21 protein-coding genes are annotated in these 20,742 nt (G+C 67.7%); 12 read left to right on the top strand and 9 right to left on the bottom strand.

Annotated features, from left to right (window positions below; genetic code table 11):
* Window positions 1-140: 140 nt before the first annotated feature.
* From DR_RS13215 to DR_RS13205, 4 genes are all read right to left on the bottom strand, one after another.
* Window positions 141-1,970 (bottom strand): arginine--tRNA ligase, encoded by a 1,830-nt coding sequence (locus tag DR_RS13215; protein ID WP_010889193.1) that lies wholly within the window; start codon window positions 1,968-1,970, stop codon window positions 141-143.
* Between the two features lie 244 nt (window positions 1,971-2,214).
* The gene (locus DR_RS16975) at window positions 2,215-3,249 is read right to left on the bottom strand and encodes an N-acetylmuramoyl-L-alanine amidase family protein (RefSeq protein WP_010889192.1); all 1,035 of its coding nucleotides are present in this window, start codon (window positions 3,247-3,249) and stop codon (window positions 2,215-2,217) included.
* 24 nt (window positions 3,250-3,273) lie between these two features.
* Window positions 3,274-4,065, bottom strand: coding sequence for a hypothetical protein (locus DR_RS16970; RefSeq protein WP_234944655.1), 792 nt, complete (start codon window positions 4,063-4,065; stop codon window positions 3,274-3,276).
* A gap of 43 nt (window positions 4,066-4,108) precedes the next feature.
* Complete coding sequence (locus DR_RS13205) at window positions 4,109-4,615, bottom strand: DUF2726 domain-containing protein (RefSeq protein ID WP_010889191.1); 507 nt, start codon at window positions 4,613-4,615, stop codon at window positions 4,109-4,111.
* A 200-nt stretch (window positions 4,616-4,815) separates the two neighbouring features.
* Between DR_RS13205 and DR_RS13200 the strand changes: the two genes are divergently transcribed.
* The 6 genes from DR_RS13200 (at window position 4,816) to DR_RS13175 (ending at window position 10,485) form a co-directional block, all read left to right on the top strand.
* Entirely contained in the window at window positions 4,816-8,073 is a 3,258-nt protein-coding gene (locus DR_RS13200; RefSeq protein ID WP_027480098.1) for a heterodisulfide reductase-related iron-sulfur binding cluster, read from the top strand.
* A gap of 92 nt (window positions 8,074-8,165) precedes the next feature.
* A complete protein-coding gene (locus DR_RS13195; RefSeq protein WP_034350585.1) occupies window positions 8,166-8,861 on the top strand; it encodes a histidine phosphatase family protein in 696 nt (231 codons plus the stop codon).
* 147 nt (window positions 8,862-9,008) lie between these two features.
* On the top strand, window positions 9,009-9,221 hold the full coding sequence (locus DR_RS13190; RefSeq protein WP_010889188.1) for a hypothetical protein: 213 nt from the start codon (window positions 9,009-9,011) through the stop codon (window positions 9,219-9,221).
* An 86-nt stretch (window positions 9,222-9,307) separates the two neighbouring features.
* Complete coding sequence (locus DR_RS13185) at window positions 9,308-9,928, top strand: class I SAM-dependent methyltransferase (protein ID WP_010889187.1); 621 nt, start codon at window positions 9,308-9,310, stop codon at window positions 9,926-9,928.
* 9 nt (window positions 9,929-9,937) lie between these two features.
* Window positions 9,938-10,135 (top strand): YwbE family protein, encoded by a 198-nt coding sequence (locus DR_RS13180; protein ID WP_010889186.1) that lies wholly within the window; start codon window positions 9,938-9,940, stop codon window positions 10,133-10,135.
* A gap of 59 nt (window positions 10,136-10,194) precedes the next feature.
* Window positions 10,195-10,485: a hypothetical protein gene (locus tag DR_RS13175; RefSeq protein WP_010889185.1), complete on the top strand. Its 291-nt coding sequence runs from the start codon at window positions 10,195-10,197 to the stop codon at window positions 10,483-10,485.
* 61 nt (window positions 10,486-10,546) lie between these two features.
* On the opposite strand, the gene DR_RS13170 is transcribed toward DR_RS13175, so the two are convergent.
* Both DR_RS13170 and DR_RS13165 read right to left on the bottom strand, forming a co-directional pair.
* On the bottom strand, window positions 10,547-10,774 hold the full coding sequence (locus DR_RS13170) for a hypothetical protein (RefSeq protein ID WP_010889184.1): 228 nt from the start codon (window positions 10,772-10,774) through the stop codon (window positions 10,547-10,549).
* A gap of 120 nt (window positions 10,775-10,894) precedes the next feature.
* A complete protein-coding gene (locus DR_RS13165) occupies window positions 10,895-11,365 on the bottom strand; it encodes a hypothetical protein (RefSeq protein ID WP_010889183.1) in 471 nt (156 codons plus the stop codon).
* Between the two features lie 44 nt (window positions 11,366-11,409).
* Between DR_RS13165 and DR_RS13160 the strand changes: the two genes are divergently transcribed.
* A complete protein-coding gene (locus tag DR_RS13160) occupies window positions 11,410-12,057 on the top strand; it encodes an MBL fold metallo-hydrolase (RefSeq protein ID WP_010889182.1) in 648 nt (215 codons plus the stop codon).
* A gap of 207 nt (window positions 12,058-12,264) precedes the next feature.
* On the opposite strand, the gene DR_RS13150 is transcribed toward DR_RS13160, so the two are convergent.
* Entirely contained in the window at window positions 12,265-13,299 is a 1,035-nt protein-coding gene (locus DR_RS13150) for a response regulator (RefSeq protein WP_010889181.1), read from the bottom strand.
* Between the two features lie 192 nt (window positions 13,300-13,491).
* Here DR_RS13150 and gatB point away from each other — a divergent pair, with 192 nt between their 5' ends.
* The 4 genes from gatB (at window position 13,492) to mltG (ending at window position 17,717) form a co-directional block, all read left to right on the top strand.
* Window positions 13,492-14,931: an Asp-tRNA(Asn)/Glu-tRNA(Gln) amidotransferase subunit GatB gene (gene gatB, locus DR_RS13145; RefSeq protein ID WP_027480100.1), complete on the top strand. Its 1,440-nt coding sequence runs from the start codon at window positions 13,492-13,494 to the stop codon at window positions 14,929-14,931.
* The gene (locus tag DR_RS13140) at window positions 14,928-15,596 is read left to right on the top strand and encodes a hypothetical protein (RefSeq protein WP_010889179.1); all 669 of its coding nucleotides are present in this window, start codon (window positions 14,928-14,930) and stop codon (window positions 15,594-15,596) included. The genes gatB and DR_RS13140 overlap by 4 nt, the downstream gene beginning before the upstream one ends.
* A gap of 61 nt (window positions 15,597-15,657) precedes the next feature.
* Window positions 15,658-16,689 carry a carbohydrate kinase family protein gene (locus tag DR_RS13135; RefSeq protein ID WP_010889178.1) on the top strand — a complete coding sequence of 344 codons (1,032 nt, stop codon included), beginning with the start codon at window positions 15,658-15,660 and terminating at the stop codon, window positions 16,687-16,689.
* On the top strand, window positions 16,686-17,717 hold the full coding sequence (mltG, locus tag DR_RS13130) for an endolytic transglycosylase MltG (protein ID WP_010889177.1): 1,032 nt from the start codon (window positions 16,686-16,688) through the stop codon (window positions 17,715-17,717). The genes DR_RS13135 and mltG overlap by 4 nt, the downstream gene beginning before the upstream one ends.
* 83 nt (window positions 17,718-17,800) lie before the next feature.
* On the opposite strand, the gene DR_RS13125 is transcribed toward mltG, so the two are convergent.
* A complete protein-coding gene (locus tag DR_RS13125; RefSeq protein ID WP_010889176.1) occupies window positions 17,801-18,931 on the bottom strand; it encodes an alpha/beta fold hydrolase in 1,131 nt (376 codons plus the stop codon).
* 29 nt (window positions 18,932-18,960) lie between these two features.
* Between DR_RS13125 and DR_RS13120 the strand changes: the two genes are divergently transcribed.
* Window positions 18,961-19,599 (top strand): hypothetical protein, encoded by a 639-nt coding sequence (locus DR_RS13120; RefSeq protein WP_027480101.1) that lies wholly within the window; start codon window positions 18,961-18,963, stop codon window positions 19,597-19,599.
* Window positions 19,600-19,640: 41 nt separating this feature from the next.
* Here DR_RS13120 and DR_RS13115 read toward each other — a convergent pair whose 3' ends face one another.
* Complete coding sequence (locus DR_RS13115; RefSeq protein ID WP_010889174.1) at window positions 19,641-20,477, bottom strand: alpha/beta fold hydrolase; 837 nt, start codon at window positions 20,475-20,477, stop codon at window positions 19,641-19,643.
* Between the last annotated feature and the right edge of the window lie 265 nt (window positions 20,478-20,742).

The raw sequence follows: 20,742 nt of genomic DNA, 5'->3' as shown, positions 1-20,742 counted from the left end.
ATGGGTTTATACGGATTTCGTCCAATTCCCCCACCTCCGGAACGGCACCGGAGGCGGGACCATTTCCCGAAATCCTTTTTACTGCTTCTCACTCCGTTCGGATGGAATCCCCAGAACCGGGGGATCCCATCGCAGCCGGTTTACATCGCCGCCGGAATCTCGATGCCGATGAGGTCCAGGGTGTCCTCGAAGGCTTTGCGCAGCCGCACGATCAGCGCCAGCCGCGCTTCCCGCAACCCTTCTTCCGATTGCAGGACGTTGGTGGCGGGTTTGCCCTGCTTGGTTTTGGCGTTGTACCACGCGTTGAAGGATGTGGCGAGATCGAGCGCGTACTGCGCCACCACGTGCGGCGAGTGGATGCGGGCGGCCTGCGCGGCGACTTCGGGCAGCTTGGCGATCTGCTTGGCGAGCACGAGGTCGATGTCGGGCAGCGCGTCCCAGTCGGCCCCGGTGCCGTCGGTGGCATAACCGGCTTCCTCGGCCTTTTTCAGGATGTTGGCGGCGCGCACGGCGGCGTACTGCACGTAGGGCGCGGTGTCCCCGTTCAGCGCCAGCGCCTGCTCCCAGCGGAAGTCGATTTTGCGGGTCGGCTCGGCCTTGAGCATGGCGAAGCGGATGGCGCCCAGGCCGATGCGCCGGGCGATTTCGGCGGCGTCCTCGCGCGCGGCCAGGTCGGGATTGATGCCCTGCAAGACGCTCAGCGCGCGCTTCTGGGCCTCGTCCATCGCGTCGTCGGCACTGACCGCGATGCCCTTGCGCCCGCTGATGGTCTGGCCTTCCAGCGTCACGAAGGCGTAGGAGAGGTGGATGCTGCGCTCCTCCTTCTCCTGCTCGCCCGCCACACCCAGCGCCGAACGCACCACCGTCTGCGGGTGGTCCTGGCGCGAGTCGATCACGTTGATGACCTCCTGCGCGTGCCCGAAGCGCCGCTCATCGTCGGGCTGGCCGTCCGGGGCACTCGTCCAGATGGTGTTGCCTTCGGGGTCCTGCATGAAGGGCTTGAATTTCATCCCCTCGAACAGGCCGAATTTCCAGAACTGGTAGCCGATGTCCTTGGCGGCGTACATGGCGGTGCCGCCCGAGCGCACGAGGACCACGTTCGGTTCTTCCAGCCCCGGCATAAATTCCGACACGTCCATGATGAACGCCCCGGCGTACTTGCCCTCGGTGGGGCGCGAGGTGTACCTGCTGCCTTCCAGAATGTTCATGGCCTGCGCCAGAAACCCGCTGCCCACCACGTCGGATTCCCAGTTCAGCAGGTCGTAGCGCGCGCCGAGGCGAAAGCAGGTCTGAAGCTGCGCCTTCACCGTCTGCTCGACCAGGGGCCGCAGCTCCCCGGCTTCGAGCTTGTGCATGATCTCCATGATGCCGCTTTCCAGCTCGGGCTTCTGGGGGTCGGCGTTGAGCTGCACGTAGCCTTCACCGAGCCACTGGTCGTACTTCTGCACGCCGTCCCAGACGCGGCCGTAATGCTGGGTGGCGAACAGCGACTCGGCGGCCTGTCGCCCGGTGTCGTCGATGTAGTTCTGTACCTCGACGGTGTGCCCCGCCGCCCGCAGAATCCGCGCCATGGAGTCGCCCAGCACCACGTTACGCAGGTGCCCGACGTGCAGCTCTTTGTTGGGGTTGACCGAGGTGTGCTCGATGACGACCTTGCCCTCGCGCTTGGGCAGCTCGAAGGGACGCTCGACCACGCCGCGCACGAAAGCGCCCGCGTCGAGGAAAAAGTTCAGGAACGGCCCCGTGGCCTCCACCCTGCGGATGCCGGCGGGCAGCACCACCGTCTGCGCGAGCTGCGCGGCGATCTGGGCGGGGTTGCCCCCGGCCGCCTTCGCCATCTGGAAGGCGGCGGGCGTGCCGTAGTCGCCGGGTTTATTGGCGGGCGTTTCCTGAATGGCGGCGTCGACGGGCATTCCCATCTGGTGCGCGGCCTGCTCGACGGCTGCTTTGAGTTGGGCCTTCAAATCCATTCGGGCAGTTTACGGGGCGCGGGCGCTGACAGGGTCACGGGGCAGGAAAAGAGGCCATGCGCCACTTCCCGCCCCTGTGCTGAAGGCCAAAACTGTCCGGAATCGGGTATTATACGGCTTTAATCCGATTCCCGAACATCCGGAAAGGCGCCGGATGTCCGTCTATCTCCTTAAAACCGTATTTTTCCATGCGCTCCGCGCAAAATTGCGCCTGGACATGTCCGGGACTCAATTTGAAACCGTATTACCGCTGTTTCAGCGCCGCGTCCCGGTAAAAGCGCTCCAGCCCCAGCGCAATGGCCTGCGCCAGTCGCTCGCGGCCCGTGTCGCTCATCAGGGTGCGGAGGTTGCTCTTGTCGGTCAGGAAGGCCGTCTCGATCAGGATGGAAAGCTGCGTGGTGGGCCGGGTCAGCGCGAGGTTCTGGTAATGCACGCCGTCGTTGCCCACGTCGGGCAGTTTTTCCACCAGGGCACCCTGCACCGCGTCGGCCAGGGCGCGGGCCTGTGGATTGTAAAAGTACACGCCGCTGCCGCGCTTGGTCCGGGGGTCCACGCCGTCAGGCAGCGCGTTGGCGTGGATGCTGACGAGCAGCTCGGCGTTCTTCGCCTCGGCGAGCAGTGGGCGGTTGTAGATAGGCACGGTGGTGTCGGCCTCACGGGTCAGAATCACGTTGGCGCCCTTCTCGCGCAGCAACTCGGCAAGGCGTAGCGTCAGCGGCAGCGTGAGGTTCTTCTCCGGCACCCGCAGCGGTCCCGCTCCGCCGAACTCGTCGCCGCCGTGACCGGGGTCGAGGACGATGGTGCGTCCGGCAAGCGGCTGGCGGGCGTTGATGGCCGGAGCATTCCGCACCCGCAGGGTCAGGGTGTTGCGCTCGGCGGAGTCGTCGGCGCCGTAGGTCGCGTCGTAGCCCCAGGGCGCCCCGTTCAGGTCCACGTGCAGGCGGACCACGCCGTCGGCGTCCTGCACCCAGCGCACGTCGCGCACCGCGCCCGTCGGGACGTCGGAGACGATGTACTCCACGTCGGACACCGCGTGGAACAGCCGCAGGTCGAGGCTGCCGCCCTGTCCGGCCTGCTGCTCGACGGTAAAGGGCACGCGCTCGGGGAGCAGCACCTGCACTTCGCTGTGGGTGCCGCTGTTTTTCACATTGATGTTGGCGAACACGGCGCGGGGAAGGGGCGTGCCTTCCGGGCGCAGCGTCAGGGAGCTCTTCGGCGCGTTGAGCGTCAGGCCATCCGACACCTGCACGGTGTAGGTGCCCCCTTCCTCGCCCACCACGATGGTCCGGGCGCCGGGGCGGGGCTAGACCACGAAGTTGCGGCCCGCGCCGTTGCGCCACACCTGCCCGGCGGCTTGCAGGCCGCGCCCAGCGACGGTGGCGGTGACCTCGGCCACGCGGGGGCCGGTGCCAGTCACGCTGAGTTTGCCGGTGCTCTCGGCGGTGGCCGTGGTGCCGTCCGCGCCGGTCAGCGTGAAGGACACGGGCGCAGCGGCGAGTTGGGCGGGCAGCAGGAAGGTGCCCTCGTACTCGCCGGGCGACGTTTCAGCCAGGGGAAAGGGGCCGAGGTCGCCGACCTTGTAGCTCGCCTTCCCACCGGGCGTGCCGCTGAAGCCGACCGGCACGCCGCGCGTTTCCAGGTTCGCCGGTTGCAGGTAGGCCACCCGGTTCTCGTCGGGCAGCACGCTGTCGGCCACGATTTGTGCCGCGCCCCTCAGGACTGTCTGCGGGCGGCTGGTCACGCGCAGTTCTTTGGTGCTGGTCACGCCGCCGAGGGTGGTTTCGAGCTTCAGCACATTCTCGCCGGGGGTCAGCGGCACCCACTCGATAAACAGGCCGTCGGCGCCCACGTCCACCGGCTGTCCGCCGAGGCTGAAGGTCGCGCCGGGCTTGACGCTGCCTTCGAGCAGCACGTGGTCGAAACCCACGCTGTACTTGTCGGGCGGGTACGCCACAAAAATCGGCTCGTCGCTGATAGGCGGCAGCAGTCGGGTCGCGCTGGCGGGCGCCGGCGTAGGCGAGGGAGCTGCGGGCGCGGCGGTTTGCGCGGCAGCGAACGAGGCGAGCAGCAGGGCGGGGAGCAGGGTACGTTTCAAGATAAAGACCTCCCTCGAATTGTGGTTCGGGGCGCAGTGTACGTCAGTTGCCCGACTTGAGGCCAGCGCGTCTGAGTTCGTTTCTGAGTTCCGCCACCGAGTAGCGGCGCGAAGGCAGCCGCAGCAGCGTGAGGCCCCCGGAGCGGAAAATCACGTCCTTGACCGAGTCGCGGTACTGCTGCTCGGCTTTCTGGTGCGACTTGCCGTCGAGCTCGATGGCCAGCCGGGGCCGGAAGTGGTCGGCGGCGTCCACGATGATGAAATCCACGTGCTTGTCGCGCAGCCGCCCCAGCACCGCGCCGCGCTGGGCGGGGTCGTCGATGGTAAAGAGGTCGTTGAGCCGCACATTGGGAAAGGCCCGGTAGCTCGTGCCGCGCAGCCGTCTTCCAGAGCGCGAAAAAAAGCGTTCTCGTCGGCGGAAAAGAAGTAGCGCCGCGCCGAGACGGGCAGCGAAGTCGGCACCCGTTTTTCGCCGGCCAGAGGAGATGGAGGTGAGGAAGAAGCCGGCGCGGGCGCGGCGTCCCGCAGGCCGAACAGTGAGGCGAGGCATCCCAGGGGCATGGGAGCAGTGTAGGCAGGCATGGAATCGCGGTGGATTTGGGCCTCTGCATGAGACGCGGGTCAGCGGCGGCTGGCCTATGCTATAGGGAGCCGCCAACTCGGTATACTCTCCCGAGTCTTTGTACTGAGTTCAATATTCCGCCTGCCCCGCTGCGCCGCGCCCCTGCGCTTCCCCCGGAGGTTCCCGAGTTGCTCCCCCTTGCCCATCAAATCGCCTTTTTCATCTTCGCTCTGGTGACCGGCGCTGTCGGCGCTTACGGCTTTTACCGGCTGTTTTTGCGGATTCGCCGGGGCGTCCCTGCCAGCGAGTGGCGCTGGAACGACGCCCCGCAGCGCATCGGCTACGCGCTGGTCACCTCGCTGACCCAGGAACGCACCTTCCGCAAGCGGCCCTGGATTAGCGTCCTGCACGCCTTTATCTTCTACGGCTTTACCTACTACTTGCTCGTCAACGTCGTGGACGGGCTGGAAGGCTACCTTCCCTTCTTGCACATCAGCAGTGCCACTCCGCTAGGCGCGCTCTACAACGTCCTGGCCGACATCCTGAGCCTCGGCGTGCTGATCGGCGTGATCGGGCTGGTCATTCGCCGCCTGTGGGGCAAGAGCCGGCGCGACTTCCGCTTTACCGACAAGACGCTGCTGCATCCCCTCGTCAAAGACAACTACATCAAGCGCGACTCGCTGATCGTCTCGGCCTTCATCACCTTCCACGTCGGGAGCCGCATTATCGGCAACGCCGCCAAGATGGTGCAGGAAGCCCGGCTGGACGCGGGGCACTACGACGCCTTCCAGCCGTTCTCCTCGGCGGTGGGCAGCGCGCTGTTCGGCGGCCTGAGCGACTCGGCCTTGCAGGGCTGGCGCCTCTTCGGCTTCTGGGGGGCGCTGGGCAGCATTCTGCTGTTCCTGAGCTACTTCCCCTTCTCCAAGCACATCCACATCTTCATGGCGCCGGTCAACTACGCGCTCAAGCGCCCCGTCAACAGCGGCACCCTGCCCCCCATGAAGGGCCTGGAAGAAGCGATGGAGGCCGAGGAACCCAAGCTGGGCGTGGAAAAACTGGAAGACCTGGAATGGCCCCGGTTGCTCGACGCCTACGCCTGTATTCAGTGCAACCGCTGTCAGGACGTGTGCCCGGCGAACGCCACCGGCAAGGCCCTCTCGCCCGCCGCGCTGGAAATCAACAAGCGCATGGAACTGAACGTGATCGCGGCGCAGCACAACCCCTTCGTGCTCAGGCCCGTGCCGTTCGAAGCCGGCGAAAGCACCGCCCGTCCGCTGCTGGAATACGCCATCAACGAGGAATCGGTGTGGGCCTGCACCACCTGCGGCGCCTGCATGCAGGTGTGCCCGGTGCAGGACGAGCAGATGCTCGACATCGTGGACATCCGCCGCAACCTGGTGATGGTGCAGGGCGAGTTCCCGCCGCAGCTCCAGACCGCCTTCCGCGGCATGGAACGCGCCAGCAACCCCTGGGGCATCTCGCGCGACAAGCGTATGGAGTGGGCCGAGGGCCTGAAAGTCCCCACTATCGACGAAAACCCCGAACCCGACGTGATCTACTGGGTGGGCTGCGCCGCGAGCTACGACCCCGGCGCTCAGAAGGTGGCCCGCTCCTTCGTGCAACTGCTCGACAAGGCGGGCGTGAACTACGCCGTGCTGGGCAAGAAGGAAGCCTGCACCGGGGACAGCGCCCGGCGCGCCGGGAACGAATTCTTGTACCAGCAACTCGCGCAGGAAAACGTGGAAACGCTCAATCAGGTGGCGCCCAAGCTGATCGTGGCGACCTGCCCGCACTGCATGAACGCCATCGGCAACGAGTACCGGCAGATCGGCGGCGACTACCGCACCATTCACCACACCGAATACCTCGAGCAACTCGTGGCGGCGGGCAAGCTGCCGACCGCGCAGCTGCACGACAACGTGGTCTACCACGACCCCTGCTACCTGGGCCGCCACAACGGCGTGTATGAGGCGCCCCGCCAGCTGATTTCGCAGATGGCTGGGCAAATTCTGGACATCGAACGCCAGCGCGAGAACTCGTTCTGCTGCGGTGCGGGCGGCGCTCAGTTTTGGAAGGAAGAGGAAGAAGGCCGCGAGCGCGTCTCCGACAACCGCTTCCGCGAATTGCAGGCGCGGCTCGACACCGCCGCCGAGGCGAGCGCCGAATTTGAACGCACCGGCAAGGTGCTGGCGGTGGGCTGCCCCTTCTGCAAATCCATGATGAACTCCACGCCCGAGAAGCAAAAGCGCGACGACATCATCGTGAAAGACGTGGCCGAGCTGATGCTCGAAAGCGTGCAGCGCGCCAGTGGCGAGTGGGTCGAACCTGCCGTGGCGCCCTCGCCCGAAGTCGAAGTGCCCAACGCGGCGCTGCCGATGGAACGCACCGGCGACGCCCCCTCCGCCGACGCCCCGCGCGACGACGTGGTGGGCACCACCAGCGCCGACGTGGAAAACGCCCAGCCCGGCAGCCCGGTGGCGAACGCCGGCACCCAGCCCGAGGCTCAGGCGGCGGCCCCCAGCCCTGCACCCAGCGGCGAAGGCACGCCTGTTCCGGCGGCCCGCAAGTCGTGGAAGCCCAAGGGCGGCGACGACGTGAGCGCGGCGGCTCCGGCGCCCGCCCCTGCCGCCTCCACTGCCGAGGGGGCCGCTCCCGCCCGCAAGAGCTGGAAGCCCAAGGCGAGCGCGGATGATGTGGCCTCCACCGCGACGGTTATCGAAGCCGCACCCGCAGCTCCGGCCCCCGAAGCTACCGGCACCCGCAAGGCCTGGAACCCCAAAGCGAAGGCCGACGACGTGGGCACCGCGCCCGCCGCGCAGCCTGCCGTTCCTGCTCATGCCCCTGCCGCTGAAGGTGCCGCCCCCGCCCGCAAAGCCTGGAATCCGAAGGCGAAGCCCGAGGACGCTGCCCCTGTGGCGCCCGCCCCCATGCGCGACGACGTGAACCCGGCGCCGGCAGCTCAGGCCACGGCATCTGCCGCCCCCGCCGAAACGGGCGCCACGGGACGCAAGGCCTGGAACCCCAAGGCGAAAACTCCGGCAGCGGCGGAAGGGTCGGCCCCGGTTCAGGAAGCGGTGCAGGAAGTTGCTCCTCAGCCTGCCGTCGCTCCTGCCCCCGTGCAAGGCGATATTCAGGATCCGCTGCCCCAGCCTCCGGTCCAGCAGGCCAGTGCCCCCGCCCAGAGCGGTGAGCGCAAGAAGTGGAACCCCAAGGCGAAAGCCGAAGCGGCGCCCGCTCCTGCTGCCCCCGCCGCGCCCATCACCGAACACGTCGTGCTCGACGAAGTCGGCGTCAACGGGCTGGAAGAAGGCCCCGAGGCGACCTCCGCCCCCGACGCGGCCCCGGTCACGACCCAGCCCGCCACCCCCGAGCCCTCTGCCTCCCAGACCGGCGAAGTCAACGCCGAGACGGGCCGCAAGAAGTGGCAGCCCAAGAACAAGGGCTGACACCCACTCCTGAGTCGAGTCCACTGAGTGAAGTACGCCCCCGCCGGGAAACTGGCGGGGGTTTTGCTTTGCCTGCCCTCTACAATCCGGGCGTGAACCTCCTGCTCATTCGGCACGCGCAGTCCACCAACAACCTGCTCTACGCCCAGACCGGAGGCAGCGAGGGCCGCTCCGCCGACCCGCCCCTGACCGAACTCGGCCACGCGCAGGCACGGGCGCTCGCCGAGTTCGCCCGCACCGACGAGACCCTGCGCGGCCTGACCCACCTGTATTGCAGCCTGACCACCCGCGCGGTGCAGACGGCGGCGCCACTCGCGGCGGTGCTGGGGCTCGGCGTGCAGGGCCTCACGCACGCTCACGAGACCCAGGGCCTCTTCCTGCGCGACGAGGCCGGGGTGCCCCGGCCGGTGCCGGGCCGCACCCACGCCGAGCTGCTGACTGAGAATCCCGCGCTGCTCTGGCCCGCCGACCTCGCAGCGGAGGCGGCCTGGGAAGGCGGTTTCGAGCCCGAGGACCACGCGGCTTATCTGGCCCGCGCGGCCCGCGTGGTGGGTGAACTGCGCGCGGCGCACGGCCCTCAGGACACGGTGGGGCTCGTCACCCACGGCCACTTCACCCAGTTTCTGCTGCGCGAGCTCATCAGCCACGGCACGGCGTTTTTCCGCGTCGCCAACACCTCGACCACCCTGCTCACCCTGCCCGGCCCGCAGGACCCGCCCGAGTTCGGCCCGCTGGTGGGCTGGGTCAACCGGCACGACCACCTGACGCCGGAGCAGGTCACCGTTTGACCGGAGCTGTAGTTTTGCTTACAGAGACGCACTTTTGCGGCCCTTCCCGTTAGAAATACTAAGGACGGCTGCCATCCGGTCAGGGTTTCTGCGGGTCATGCTGAGGCACTGCCACTTCGGAACCCGAGGTGGACAAAGGAGCACCCCATGAAACTGAAGATGTCCGACCTGATGATTCTGCTGGGCTACGCCTCCATCGGCTATAGCGCCTACCGTTACTTCACTGCCAGCGACGACGACTCCAAGCGCGACGCCCTGTTCGTCGGTCAGTGGGCGCCCACCTTCTTCATCCTGGGTGTGGGGGCCGAAAACCGTGAGTACCGCAAGCAGAATACCCTGGCCCTCGACGCCAACGCCTGAGCCCCGAACCTCTCCGCAGAGGCCGTCCATCCGGGCGGCTTTTTGCTTTTGCGGCCCTCCGCCCCTTTTCGATGTCAAGGTGACTTATGAACCTGACTCCCGCTCAACGCAGCAATTTCTTTCCCCTGACCGCCTGGGGGTATCCCCTGTGGCGCGCCCGTTCGCTGACGTGGCTGGCCGGAGAACCGTTCGGGCTGGCGCGGGAAGCGCGGCTGTTTCTCGGGCTGTGCCGCCCTCATGCTGGGGAACGCTGGCTGGACGTGGGCACCAGCACCGGGTTTTACGCCGGGGTGCTGGCGCGGGCGGGCTGCCGGGTGGTGGCCGCTGACCTCAGCCCCGCCATGCTGCACGCGGCGGCGCGGCGGGAACCCCGGCCCCAGATCGAGTGGGTGCAGACGAACGTGGAAGAGACCGGCTGGCGCACGGCGAGCTTCGACGGCGTGGTCGTTGGGGCGACGTTGAACGAAACCGCCGACCCCGCGCGGCTGCTCGGCGAGTGCGCGCGGCTGCTGCGTCCCGGTGGCAAGCTGTGGCTGATGTTCGTGCCGCGCACGGGCGGGCCGCTGCAAGGGCTCCTCGCCCGGCTCGGTGGGCTGACCTTTCCTGACCTGAGCGCGGTGGAGACTGCCTTGCCCGGCGGCGCCATCGTTCACGCCCGGCGGGCGGGGGCCGTGCAGTTCGCTCTGTTCGTCCGGGGCAACGGGTAGGCTGGCAACATGCCGCCCCTCCGCTCCCAGATTCGGCCCGGCCTGACCGTGGACATCGTGCAAAAGCAGGACCAGCCCACCGGCAAGCTGACCCGTGGCGTGGTCGCGGCGCTGCTCACGCGCTCGCCCTCGCACCCGCACGGCATCAAGGTCCGGCTGACGAGCGGGCAGGTGGGCCGGGTGCAGGCGGTGGTCGGCGGGGAATAAAGAAAGTCCGACTTTCTGGCGCGGGGCCGCGAGGCTTACGTTAACGCCGGAGGTGCGCCATGCCCAAAGCCTGGAGCAACAAAGACGAACGTCAGTACGAGCACGTCAAGGACAGTGAGGTCAAGCGCGGCGAGTCGCCAGACCGCGCCGAGGAAATCGCCGCCCGCACCGTCAACAAATCCCGCCGCGAAGAGGGCCGCACCCCGAACAAGCGCACCCAGGGCACCGGCAACCCGGACGCCGCGCTGAGCGACCTGACCCGCGACGAGCTCTACAACCGCGCCAAGGAAAAAGGCATCGCGGGCCGCAGCCGCATGAGCAAGGCGGAACTGGTCAGGGCGCTGAGCTGACCCCCGCTGCACCATAAAAAAGCCCCTCCCAGCCGGAGGGGTTTTCTATTTGGCCGGTGGCTCAGCGCTTGGGCATGCTCAGGCCGAGGCCGGTGAGAAAGCCGCCCGCGACGGCGAGCGCGGTCATGAGCATGACGTTGTTGACGGGGTTGGGGCCCTCGTTGCTCTTGTTGGCGTAGGCGATGGCGTGCAGCTGGTTGATGTCGATGTAGTTCTTCGCGAGATAGAACAGGCTGGCCACGATGACCACCAGGCCGATCAGCACCACCACCTTGGAGAGAATCTGCATGGTTCAAATTGTAAGTCTCCGCCCGTTTGTGCCTCTTGGCCGTTCGGAAAGATTGTGGCGGGGCAGGGTCATCAGGGTCAGTGGGTCAGCGTCCGTGCGGCGTCGCGTCCAGCCAGGCGGTCAGCGCCTGAGCCACGCCCGCCGGGTCGGTGACGACCACCGGCACGCCGAGCGAGGCTGCCGCGCTGCTGCCGCGCACTCGCCCTGTTCCCCCATTACGGTCCCGGCGCCGGTCCAGGCGGGAAACGGGCCGCCTTCCTGGTAGGGCGCGCCGCTGAGGTCGTCCACCACCCGCGCGGGCACCTCCACCGCTGGGCCACCTGCGAGGGCCCGCTCGGCCACCACCAGCACGCCCCGGTGTTCGCCTTCTTCCAGCGCGCCGAGCAGCGGGGTCAGTCCGTCGTGGACGAGCAGCTCGAAGGTGCCCTTGCCGTCCACTGCCGCGAGGGCGGCGGGCAGCGCAGCGGCGAGTTCGGGCGGCGCGGCGACCAGCCAGCGGTGGCCCCCGGCGCGGCCCTCGAAGCTGGCGCGGGGCGAGCCGTACACGTCCGTCCAGGTGCGGGTGTGTTGCATGGCGTCATCATCGGGCATGGGGGCCAGAGGGGCAAGCGGAGTCGCCCCGCTATGCTGCGCTCATGACGCTGCCTGCTCCCCGCACCCACGGTTCCGTTCGTCTGTGGTCGCTCCCCACCGGCCCCCTTCAGGAAAACGCGCTGCTCGTGGCGGGCTCGGACAACCAGGGCTTCTTGATTGACCCCGGCGACGAAGCGGCGCGCATTCTGGACCTCGTGCGCGCGGCGGGGGTGGACGTGCAGGCGATTTTGCTCACCCACGCGCACTTCGACCACATCGGCGCGGTGCAGCCGGTGCGCGAGGCGCTCGGCGTGCCGGTTCACCTCCACGCGGACGACCTCGCCACCTATCACCTCGGCGCGGCGTCGGCGGGGCGCTGGAACCTGCCCTTCGTGCAGCCCGCCGACCCCGACCAGCAGATTGCCCAGGACCAGACCTTCACGGCAGGCGACCTCACCCTGACCGCCCGTGAGCTGCCGGGGCACGCGCCGGGGCATGTGGTGTTCGTGGGCGACGGCTTCGTGATTGCGGGCGACACCCTCTTTGCCGGGGGCATCGGGCGCACCGACCTGCCGGGCGGCAACCACCCGCAGCTCATCGCGGGCATCGAGCGCGAACTGCTGAGCCTGCCGGACGACACCTACGTCTACCCCGGCCACGGCGGCTTCACGACGATTGGACGGGAGAAGCGGAGCAATCCGTTCCTGTAGAGCCTTTGACAAAAAGATGGCACAGCTTTTTGGCGAGCGGAGCGAGTGCAAAACACGGAGCAGAACGGACTTGCAAAGCTGCGAAGCAGAGAATGGAGCGGGTGGCGGTGCTGTTCCGACGCACGCGTCATTCGGAGAACTGCTCTAAGGCAGGAAAAAAGGCGCCAAGGTGAGTTGACCTTGGCGCCGTTTCTTTTTTCTCTTCCCTCAGTCGAAATCCATCGCCCACCACGCCTCGCGCTGTTCGGCCATGCGGGCGCGGGGGTCGCCGAGGGTGTCGAGCGACGCTTGCAGGCCCTTCCAGTCCTGTTCGCTGAGGGGGTCGAGCGTGAGCGCGCGCTGGTGGTATTGCGCGGCCTCCTTGGGCTTGCCGGCCAGGCTCGCGGCGCGGGCGGCGAGGCCGAGCAGGTTCATCTGGGTCTGTTCGAGCCGCGAGCGCACGTCGTCCACCCAGGGGCTGTCGGCGCCGGGCAGGAACGTGCCGTACTGCCCGACGAGTTCCTTGAGCTCCTCGTAGCCCAGACTGCCCGCTTCGGCCTGTCCGGCGAGCAGTTCGTAGCGTTGCACGTCGTACTCGGGGTTCAGGCCAGCGGCGAGCGCGTACTTGCGGTTCTGGCTGGTCACGGCCTCGTTGTTCAGGCTCTTGCGCAGGCGGTGCAGCGTGGTGTGAAAGAGGCTGCTCGCCCGCGACTCGTCTTTTTCGGGCCACAGCGCCTCGGCGGCTTCCCAGCTGGTGACTTCCTTGTGTTCGAGCAGGTAGAAAAACAGTTCGAGCGCCTTGCGCGACACCCACGACACCTGCTGCCCCTGCCACAGCACCTGCGCGGTGCCGAGCCCCTTGGCCTGGGTGCCGCTTTCGGCCTGCGCGGTCAGGCCCACCCGGCGCAACCGGGCGTCCACAGCGGTGGTCAGGCCCTGCGGCGTAAAGGGCTTGGGCAGGTAGTCGTCGGCGCCGAGGTTCATGCCCCGGCGCACATCGGTCCGCTCGGCGTGGCTCGAGAGCAAGATGAACGGCATCGCCGAAAGGTTCTCGTGGTCGCGCACCTGTTCCAGAAATTCCAGGCCAGTCATGTACGGCATCACCACGTCGCTGATGATCAGGTCAGGGGTAAACACTTTGAGCAGGTCCAGCGCTTCCACCGGATGCGAACAGCTCCGCACCTCGTGCCCGGCGCGGCTGAGAATGACGCTGATGAGCTTGACAATGGCGGCGTCGTCGTCCACGACCAGAATGCGCGGCATATGAGAAGTCTAACAGTTCGTCTCCGCCGCCGGCCGCCCCCACCCTGACGAATAAGGGCCCCCCTTACAATCTCGTGAGAAGCGGCCTGAAGTCGGTTTGTGCGGGCGTGTGTCCTGTTGTCCTGTTTGCCCCGCTGCCGCTGTCTGCCCGCCCTCCAGATGCGCAGCGGTCAGGGCGCTATCCTTTTTCCCATGACGTATCAGGCGGTCATCGGGCTCGAAGTGCACCTGCAACTGAACACCCGGTCCAAAATCTTCAGCGCCTGCCCCGCCGACTACCACGGCGCGGGGCCGAACGAATTCACCGACCCCTTGACCCTGGGCCTGCCGGGCACGCTGCCCACCCTCAACCGCCGGGCGGTGGAACTCGCCATGATGTTCGGTCTGGGGCTGGGCTGCGACGTGTCGGGTTTTACGCAGTTTCACCGCAAGAACTACTTTTACCCCGACGCCCCCAAGAACTTTCAGCTCTCGCAGTACGATCGCCCGATTGCGCGTGACGGGTATCTGGACGTGCCGGGAGAGGGCGGCCCCGAGCGCATCCGCATCAAGCGGGCGCACCTTGAAGACGACGCGGGCAAGCTCGTGCACCCGACCTACGCGCCCTACTCGCTGCTCGACCTCAACCGGGCGGGCTCGGCGCTGATTGAAATGGTCACGGAAGCCGACATCACCGGCCCCGAGCAGGCCCGCGCCTTTCTGGAAAGCGTGCAGGCCATTGCGCAGTCGCTCGGCGTGTCCGACGCGACCCCGGAGGAAGGCAAGATGCGCTGCGACGTGAATATTTCCATTCACAAGCCCGGCGAGCCTTGGGGCACCAAGGTGGAAGTCAAGAACCTCAACTCCTTTCGCTCGGTGGCCCGCGCCATCGAGTACGAGGCCGCGCGGCAGGCGAAGGTGCTGGACGCGGGCGGCATCATCACCCAGGACACGCTCGGCTGGGACGAGGGCGGCCAGAAGACCTTCCTGATGCGGACCAAGGAAGGCGAGGCCGACTACCGCTACTTCCCCGAGCCCGACCTGCCGCCGCTCGACATCACCCCCGAGTGGATTGCCGAGGTGCGCGCCCGGATGCCCGAACTGCCCGCGCAAAAGCTGGAGCGTTACCGGGCAGCGGGCGTACGCGAGAGCGACGCGCAGACCCTGAGCCTGAGCGTCAGCCTTTCGAAGTTCTACGACGAGGCTCTCAAAAGCGGCTCCGACACCCAGAAACCGGATGCCCAGAAGCTCGCCAACTGGCTGCTCACCGACGTGGCCGGGGCACTCGCCGCGCAGGAAAAGGGAGTTGAGGACAGCGACCTCCAGCCCGCACACCTCGCTGCGCTGGTCGGCCTGATTGACGCCGGAACCATCAGTGGCAAGATTGCCAAAGACCTGCTGCCCGACGTGCTGGCGGGCCACGACCCCGCGCAGCTGGTGCAGGAGCGCGGGCTGAGCGTGGTGACTGACACCGGGGCGATTGACGCCGCCATTGACGCCGCGATGGAGGCCGACCCCGCGACTGTAGAGAAGGTGCGCGGTGGCAACGCCAAGGCGATGAACGCGCTGTTCGGCCCAGTCATGAAGGCGATGGGCGGCAAGGCCAAACCCGAAGTCGTCCGCGAGCGCCTGACCGCCAAGCTGGGCCTGTGACCGCGCCGGCAGGGGCTTCCGGCAACCGCTGGCGCCTCCCGGCTCTCACCGCGCAGTGGCTCTACGTGGCCGCCAGCTTGGGGCTGACCGCGTATACGCTGCTGCCGGGGCTGAATGAAGGCACGGTCGTCACCGGCCTGCGCTCGCTGCTCGCCGCGCTGGTGGGGGCGTGGTGGGCGGTCATTTTCGGGCGTTATCTGCTCGGCCAGGGCACGCCGGACACCGACGGCACGCTCAGGGCGCTGCGGATTTTCTTTCCCTGGCTCACGGCGCTGCGGCTGTCTTTGTGGCTCATCGGGCTGCTGGCGCTGAGCGGCAACGTGACGGCGGAGGTCAACCCGGTGGCGCTGACGGCGCTGCAAACCCTGTCGTTCGGGTACATCTTCGCCAAGAACGCGGTGTACGGCACGCTCGCCCGCTACGCGACCGACCCGGCGAACGCGCTGGGGCGCCGGCGCCTGGGCGAGTGGCTCAACGTGGCCGCGCCGCTCGCCCTTGCCATCGGGGTCATCAACACCGTGCCGCTGGGCGGCGTGAGCGAGGGCTTCCGGACGCAGGACGTGGTGATGTATGGCGTCCACGCCGCGCTGGACCTGCTCGCGCTGGGGCTGAGCCTGCTCGCACTGCGCGAGATGCAGACCCCGGTGCGGGAGCGGGAGGCCTGAGCTGGGCCGAGTGCGGCAGCCCCCTTACTCTCCTGGCCCCTTGCTATCCTGAGCCTTACGCATGACAGACGCCTCTTTTCCGGCCTTGCCGCCGCCGCTGGTGTCCCTGGGTGACCTCGCCTGGGACGTACTGGCCAAACCCGACACCCTGCTGCTGCCGGGCGGCGACACCACCGGGCGCCTGGAACTCTCCGGCGGGGGCAGCGCCGCCAACCTGGCCGTGTGGGCCGCGCGGCTCGGCGCCCCGACCACCTTCGTCGGCAAAATCGGCCAGGACCGCTTCGGCGAACTGGCGACCGCCGAACTGCGCGCCGAGGGGGTGCGCGCCGAGGTGCTGGCAAGCGCCGCGCACCCCACCGGCGTCATCCTCGCCCTGATTGACCGCCGGGGCCAGCGCGCCATGCTGACCGGGCAGGGCGCCGACTGGGAACTGCTGCCGGAGGAGCTGCCACGCGACGTGCTCTCCAGTGCCGGACACCTGCACCTGACCGCCTGGAGCCTGTTTCGTGACCCGCCCCGCGCCGCCGCGCTCGAAGCGGCCCGCATCGCCAAGGCGGGGGGCGCCACCCTCAGCTTGGACCCCGGCAGCTTTCAGATGATTCAGCAACTTGGGCGCGAAGCCTTCCTGAACATCGTGGACGCGCTGCCCTTCGACGTGATGTTTCCCAACGACGACGAGGCCCGCGCCATGAGCGGCGAGCGCGACAACGAAGCGGCGCTCACCTGGCTGCGGGCCCGCTACCCCCGCGCCCTGATTGCCCTGAAGATGGACGAGGACGGTGCCCTGATCGAAGGCCCGCAGACCGCCCGCGTGCAGGTGCCCGCCACCCGCGACCCGCTGGTGGACGCCACCGGGGCCGGGGACGCCTTCGGGGGCGCTTTCCTGTCGCAGTGGCTGCGGCACCACGACGCCGAGCGCGCCGCCCGCGTCGCCGTGCAGGTGGGCGGCTGGGTGGTCTCGCGCTTCGGGGCTCGCCCGCCCGCTGACCCTGACCTCACCCGGCGGCTGGCGAGCGTGGGCGCCGATCTGTTGACCCCTGACCCCGCAGCTGCCCCTGACCCTTCCCAAGACTCTCCTGAGGTAAACGCATGACGACCCTGAATTCCCGCCGTGGCCTGCCGCTCTGGGCCAAACTGCTGCTCGGCTTGATCGTGCTGGGCCTGCTGGCCGTGCTCGGCGCCTTTGCCTATTTCCGCAGCCTCTTCGGCCCGGCGGGCGGCGCCCCCTACACGCTGGAAGTCACGCCCGGCGAGACCGTGCCGCAAATCGCCCGCGAACTCGAAAACAAGAAGATCGTCAAAAACGCCCGCATCCTGCGCTACGCCATGCAGCAAAGCGGCGCGGCGGCGCGGCTCAAGGAAGGCGCCTACGACCTCAACGGTCAGATGACGGTGGATGAGGTCGTCAAGACGCTGGACGGCCCCGCCCGCGTTCCGGTGGTCAACGTGACCGTGCCCGAGGGCCGGCGCATCAAGGACCTGCCCGAGATTTTCCAGAAGGCGGGCTTCGACGCGGCGGCCATCACGGCGGCGCTCAACGACGCGTCGCTCAGCCGCTACGCCCGGGGCAAGCAGAAGAACCTCGAAGGCTTCGTGTTTCCCGCCACCTACGAGTTCCGCCCCAAGGACAGCGCCACTGACGTGGTGAAGAAGATGGTGGAGCGCATGGAAACCGAGTTCACGCCGGGCAACGTCGCCAAGGCGAAGGCGCTCGGCCTCGACGTGCGCGACTGGGTGACGCTGGCGAGCATGGTGCAGGCCGAGGCCGCCAACAACGAAGAGATGCCGGTCATTGCCGGGGTCTTCCTCAACCGCCTGCGCGACGGCATTCCGCTCGGCAGCGACCCCACCGTGGCCTATGGGCTGGGCAAGGACCTGCCGGAACTCGACCGCTCGGCGGGGGACTTCAAGGTGGATACGCCTTATTCCACCTACACCCGCCAGGGGTTGCCCGCTGGCCCCATCAACAACCCCGGCGAGGCCGCGCTCCTGAGCATCGTCAACCCGCAGCGCAAAATGGCGGATGGGCGCGACGCCCTGTACTTCCTGCACGCGGGCGGCAAAATCTACGTGAACCACACGTATGCGGAGCACCTGCGCGACAACGACCGCTACCGCTGAGCCGACAAAAGGGAGGGGGTGGAGTGCCCGGGACACCGTTCCCGCCGCGCTCCACCCCTTCGCTGCCCTTCTCTTTCAGCCCGTTACTTCTGCGCTTTGAGCCACGTCGTCAGGTCGTTGAGCGGCTGGGCGTCCATCCAGCCCAGAGTCGGCCTGCCGTCTTTGAGCGGCGAGAGCGAGTGCCCCAGGCCCGGATAGACGATGAGCTTCACGCGCTTGTTGCCCGCTTTTTCGGCGGCGGCCTGCGCCAATTTCGCGCCGGGGAGGATGGTCTGCGGATCGGCGGCGCCGTGCAGCATCAGCACCGGGCCGCCGTAGCCGGGCAGGTTCTGCGTGACCGAGCCGTAGGCATCGGCATCCTTGAAGTAGCGGGCGGCAGCGGGGCCGAAATCCGGCAGGTTGGGGTACGGGGCAAACGCCGCCTCCAGCCGGTCCTTGATGGGGCCGTCAATCCGGACGCGGCCCCCGGCGTCGGCCTTCATCTCGGGAAGAAAGGTCCACGTCTTGTCCTTTTGCACCACGCCGAAGGCGGACGCTTGATCGGCGAGGTCGAGCCCGAAGCGCTCGAAGCCGGCGGTCAGCTCGGCAATCGTCAGGAAGCCGTCGTGGTCGGCGTCCATCAGCTCGTGAACCTGCGCGAGGGGCCGGTCGACGAGCTGGAAATGCAGCGTTTCGCGGAAGGTGTAGCCCACCGTGCCGATGAGCACCAGCCCGCGCACCAGCTCCGGGTGCTCGCGGGCGATGCGGGCGGCGAGCATGGTGCCTTCCGAATGACCGAGCAAAAAGACCTCACCGGGGTTGACCTCGGGCAAAGTCCGCACGGTCTGGAGCACGCCCAGCGCGTCGGCGGAAAACTGCGAGACGGTGGCCTGTTCGGGGCGGGCCGCCGGGTCGATGCGGGGGCCAGCGCCCAGCACGCCGCGCTTGTTGTAGCGCACCACCGCGAAGCCCGCCTCGTTGAGCTGCCGGGCGAGTTGCAAAAAGACCTTGCTGCCGCCGGGCACGCCGCTCACCTGTTCGGGCAGCGTTTCGTTGAGGTCGTTGGGGCCGCTCCCGTGCAGCAGAATTACGGTGCGGAACTTCTGACCCGGCTTGGCCCCCGGCGGGAGGCTGAGTTCGCCGGTCAGCGCATAGCCGTCCGCGAGCTTGAAGGTCAGCGGGCGAGTGTTTTGCAGAACGATCTGCGCGGGTGGGGCCGGAGGTGGGGTGGTCATGCCCAGAGTGTCGGGCTAGGCTACTTGCCATGCCAGAGCAAAATGCAAGTAGCGTACTCGTCCAGTCCGAGGGCGCGGCGCTGGCGCTGCTGGGCGGCATCGTGAGCGGCGAACTGGGGCCTTTTCGCCAGGGGCCGCTGAGTCCCGCGCAGTGGGCCGCGCAGCGAGGGGAACCGCTCTACCGCACGCTGCGCCGGGTGCGCCGCTGGCAGGCGCTCGGCGTGCTGGACGTGCAGGACACCAAAAAAAGGGCGGGGCGGCCCGTGCGGCTCTATGGCCTGACCTCCCCCTCCTTCTACATTCCGCACGCCGTGTTGCCCGTTGACGAGGTGCTGGCGCGCATCGGTGAGCCGATGGAACGCCAACTGCGCGCCGACATCGCTCGGGCCTTTGCCGACCTGCCCGACATCGGCGGCACCCAGATCGTGATTCACGGCGAGACCTACGGCGCGTTTCTCGCTCACTCGCCCGGTCAGCCCTGGGGCGGCAAAGACGACCTGGTGCTGATTGACCGCTGGGCGAACCTGCGCCTGACCCACGCCGACGCCCTCGCCTTTCAACACGAACTCGACGAGCTGTTTGCCCGCTACGAGCACCGGTCGGGGCCACAAAGCTACTCGTTGCATCTGCGGCTGGTGGCCTCGGCCAGGGGGGCGGCGAGCCGTTAGAGAGGCACGAGCCGCGTGGAAGCAAACAAAATGCGCTGCGGCTATTCCAGAAATGCCAGTAGCTCTTGATTCACCCGCAGCGTTTCGTCACGCATGACCCAGTGGGTGGCGTGGGGAAACTTGACGGTTTTCAGGTTGGGCACCCACTTGCCGAGGTTGTCGGCGAGCTCGGGCACCAGAGCCGAATCCTTTTCGCCCCACAGCAGCAGGGTGGGGGCGTGAACCTGCCGGCCCTTGACGTTCCCGAAGCGGATCAGGGCGCGGTAATAGTTGATCATGGCGGTGGCCGCGCCGGGCTGTGTCCAGGCGGTTTCGTAGTGGTGCATGTCCTCGGCGCTGTAGCTGCCGGGCCGCGCTCCGCCCAGGCCCTTGCGTCCAAAGGGCACCAGCAGGCGCTCGGGCAGCCAGGGGAGCTGGAAAAAGCCCACGTACCACGAGCGCTTTCTCTGCTCGGGACGGCGCATTTCCCGTCCGAAGGCGCCGGGGTGCGGGGCGTTGAGAATCACCAGTTTGTCCACCACGGCGGGCCGCGAGATGGCGACCGCCCAGGCAATCACGCCGCCCCAGTCGTGCCCGACGATATGGGCGCGCTCGTGCCCGAGGTCGTGGATGAGCGCCGCCACGTCGGCCACCAGCGTATCGATGTGGTACGACTCCACGCCCTGCGGCTTTTCGCTGATGTTGTAGCCGCGTTGGTCGGGCACCACCACCCGGAACCCCGCGCGGGCGAGCGGCCCGATCTGGCGGTCCCAGCCGCGCCAGAACTCGGGAAAGCCGTGCAGCAAGATGACCGGGGGGCCCTGTTCGGGGCCGGCCTCCACGCAGTGCAGCCGCACCCCGTTCACGAGGCGTTCGGTGTGCCGAAGTTCGCTTGACATGGTCCCAGTATCCTCCCCGGCGTGCGCGGCGCCGTGACCGCTGCCGGTGCCATTGTCTTTAGTTCGGCCGCGCTAGAGCATTTGACATAAGAATGTTTCGCATTTTTGACCCTCTACCCTGGTAGGACTCGAAGAGCTGCACCAAGGGGTCTTTTTCTGTCAAATGCTCTAGAATGTCCGGCGCATTTCGCGTTCCCCCGGACCCTGACGGCCCGGCGCGCCGGACGCACGCTCTACCTTTTTTTCGCGCAGGTTCGCACAGCAC

The organism is Deinococcus radiodurans R1 = ATCC 13939 = DSM 20539, assembly GCF_000008565.1.
GTDB classification, from domain to species: Bacteria; Deinococcota; Deinococci; order Deinococcales; family Deinococcaceae; genus Deinococcus; species Deinococcus radiodurans.
This window is presented reverse-complemented; position numbering and strand designations above follow the sequence as displayed.

Bases quoted from the DNA above. Each gene is read 5' to 3' on its own strand.
- DR_RS13150 (WP_010889181.1), bottom strand. From the start codon at position 13,299: ATGCCGCGCATTCTGGTCGTGGACGACGACGCCGCCATTGTCAAGCTC.
- mltG (WP_010889177.1), top strand. From the start codon at position 16,686: ATGACGACCCTGAATTCCCGCCGTGGCCTGCCGCTCTGGGCCAAACTG.
- DR_RS13185 (WP_010889187.1), top strand. From the start codon at position 9,308: ATGAACCTGACTCCCGCTCAACGCAGCAATTTCTTTCCCCTGACCGCC.
- DR_RS13170 (WP_010889184.1), bottom strand. From the start codon at position 10,774: ATGCAGATTCTCTCCAAGGTGGTGGTGCTGATCGGCCTGGTGGTCATC.
- DR_RS13115 (WP_010889174.1), bottom strand. From the start codon at position 20,477: ATGTCAAGCGAACTTCGGCACACCGAACGCCTCGTGAACGGGGTGCGG.
- DR_RS13165 (WP_010889183.1), bottom strand. From the start codon at position 11,365: ATGCCCGATGATGACGCCATGCAACACACCCGCACCTGGACGGACGTG.
- gatB (WP_027480100.1), top strand. From the start codon at position 13,492: ATGACGTATCAGGCGGTCATCGGGCTCGAAGTGCACCTGCAACTGAAC.
- DR_RS13190 (WP_010889188.1), top strand. From the start codon at position 9,009: ATGAAACTGAAGATGTCCGACCTGATGATTCTGCTGGGCTACGCCTCC.
- DR_RS13135 (WP_010889178.1), top strand. From the start codon at position 15,658: ATGACAGACGCCTCTTTTCCGGCCTTGCCGCCGCCGCTGGTGTCCCTG.
- DR_RS13160 (WP_010889182.1), top strand. From the start codon at position 11,410: ATGACGCTGCCTGCTCCCCGCACCCACGGTTCCGTTCGTCTGTGGTCG.
- DR_RS13205 (WP_010889191.1), bottom strand. From the start codon at position 4,615: ATGCCTCGCCTCACTGTTCGGCCTGCGGGACGCCGCGCCCGCGCCGGC.
- DR_RS13125 (WP_010889176.1), bottom strand. From the start codon at position 18,931: ATGACCACCCCACCTCCGGCCCCACCCGCGCAGATCGTTCTGCAAAAC.
- DR_RS13120 (WP_027480101.1), top strand. From the start codon at position 18,961: ATGCCAGAGCAAAATGCAAGTAGCGTACTCGTCCAGTCCGAGGGCGCG.
- DR_RS13215 (WP_010889193.1), bottom strand. From the start codon at position 1,970: ATGGATTTGAAGGCCCAACTCAAAGCAGCCGTCGAGCAGGCCGCGCAC.
- DR_RS13175 (WP_010889185.1), top strand. From the start codon at position 10,195: ATGCCCAAAGCCTGGAGCAACAAAGACGAACGTCAGTACGAGCACGTC.
- DR_RS13180 (WP_010889186.1), top strand. From the start codon at position 9,938: ATGCCGCCCCTCCGCTCCCAGATTCGGCCCGGCCTGACCGTGGACATC.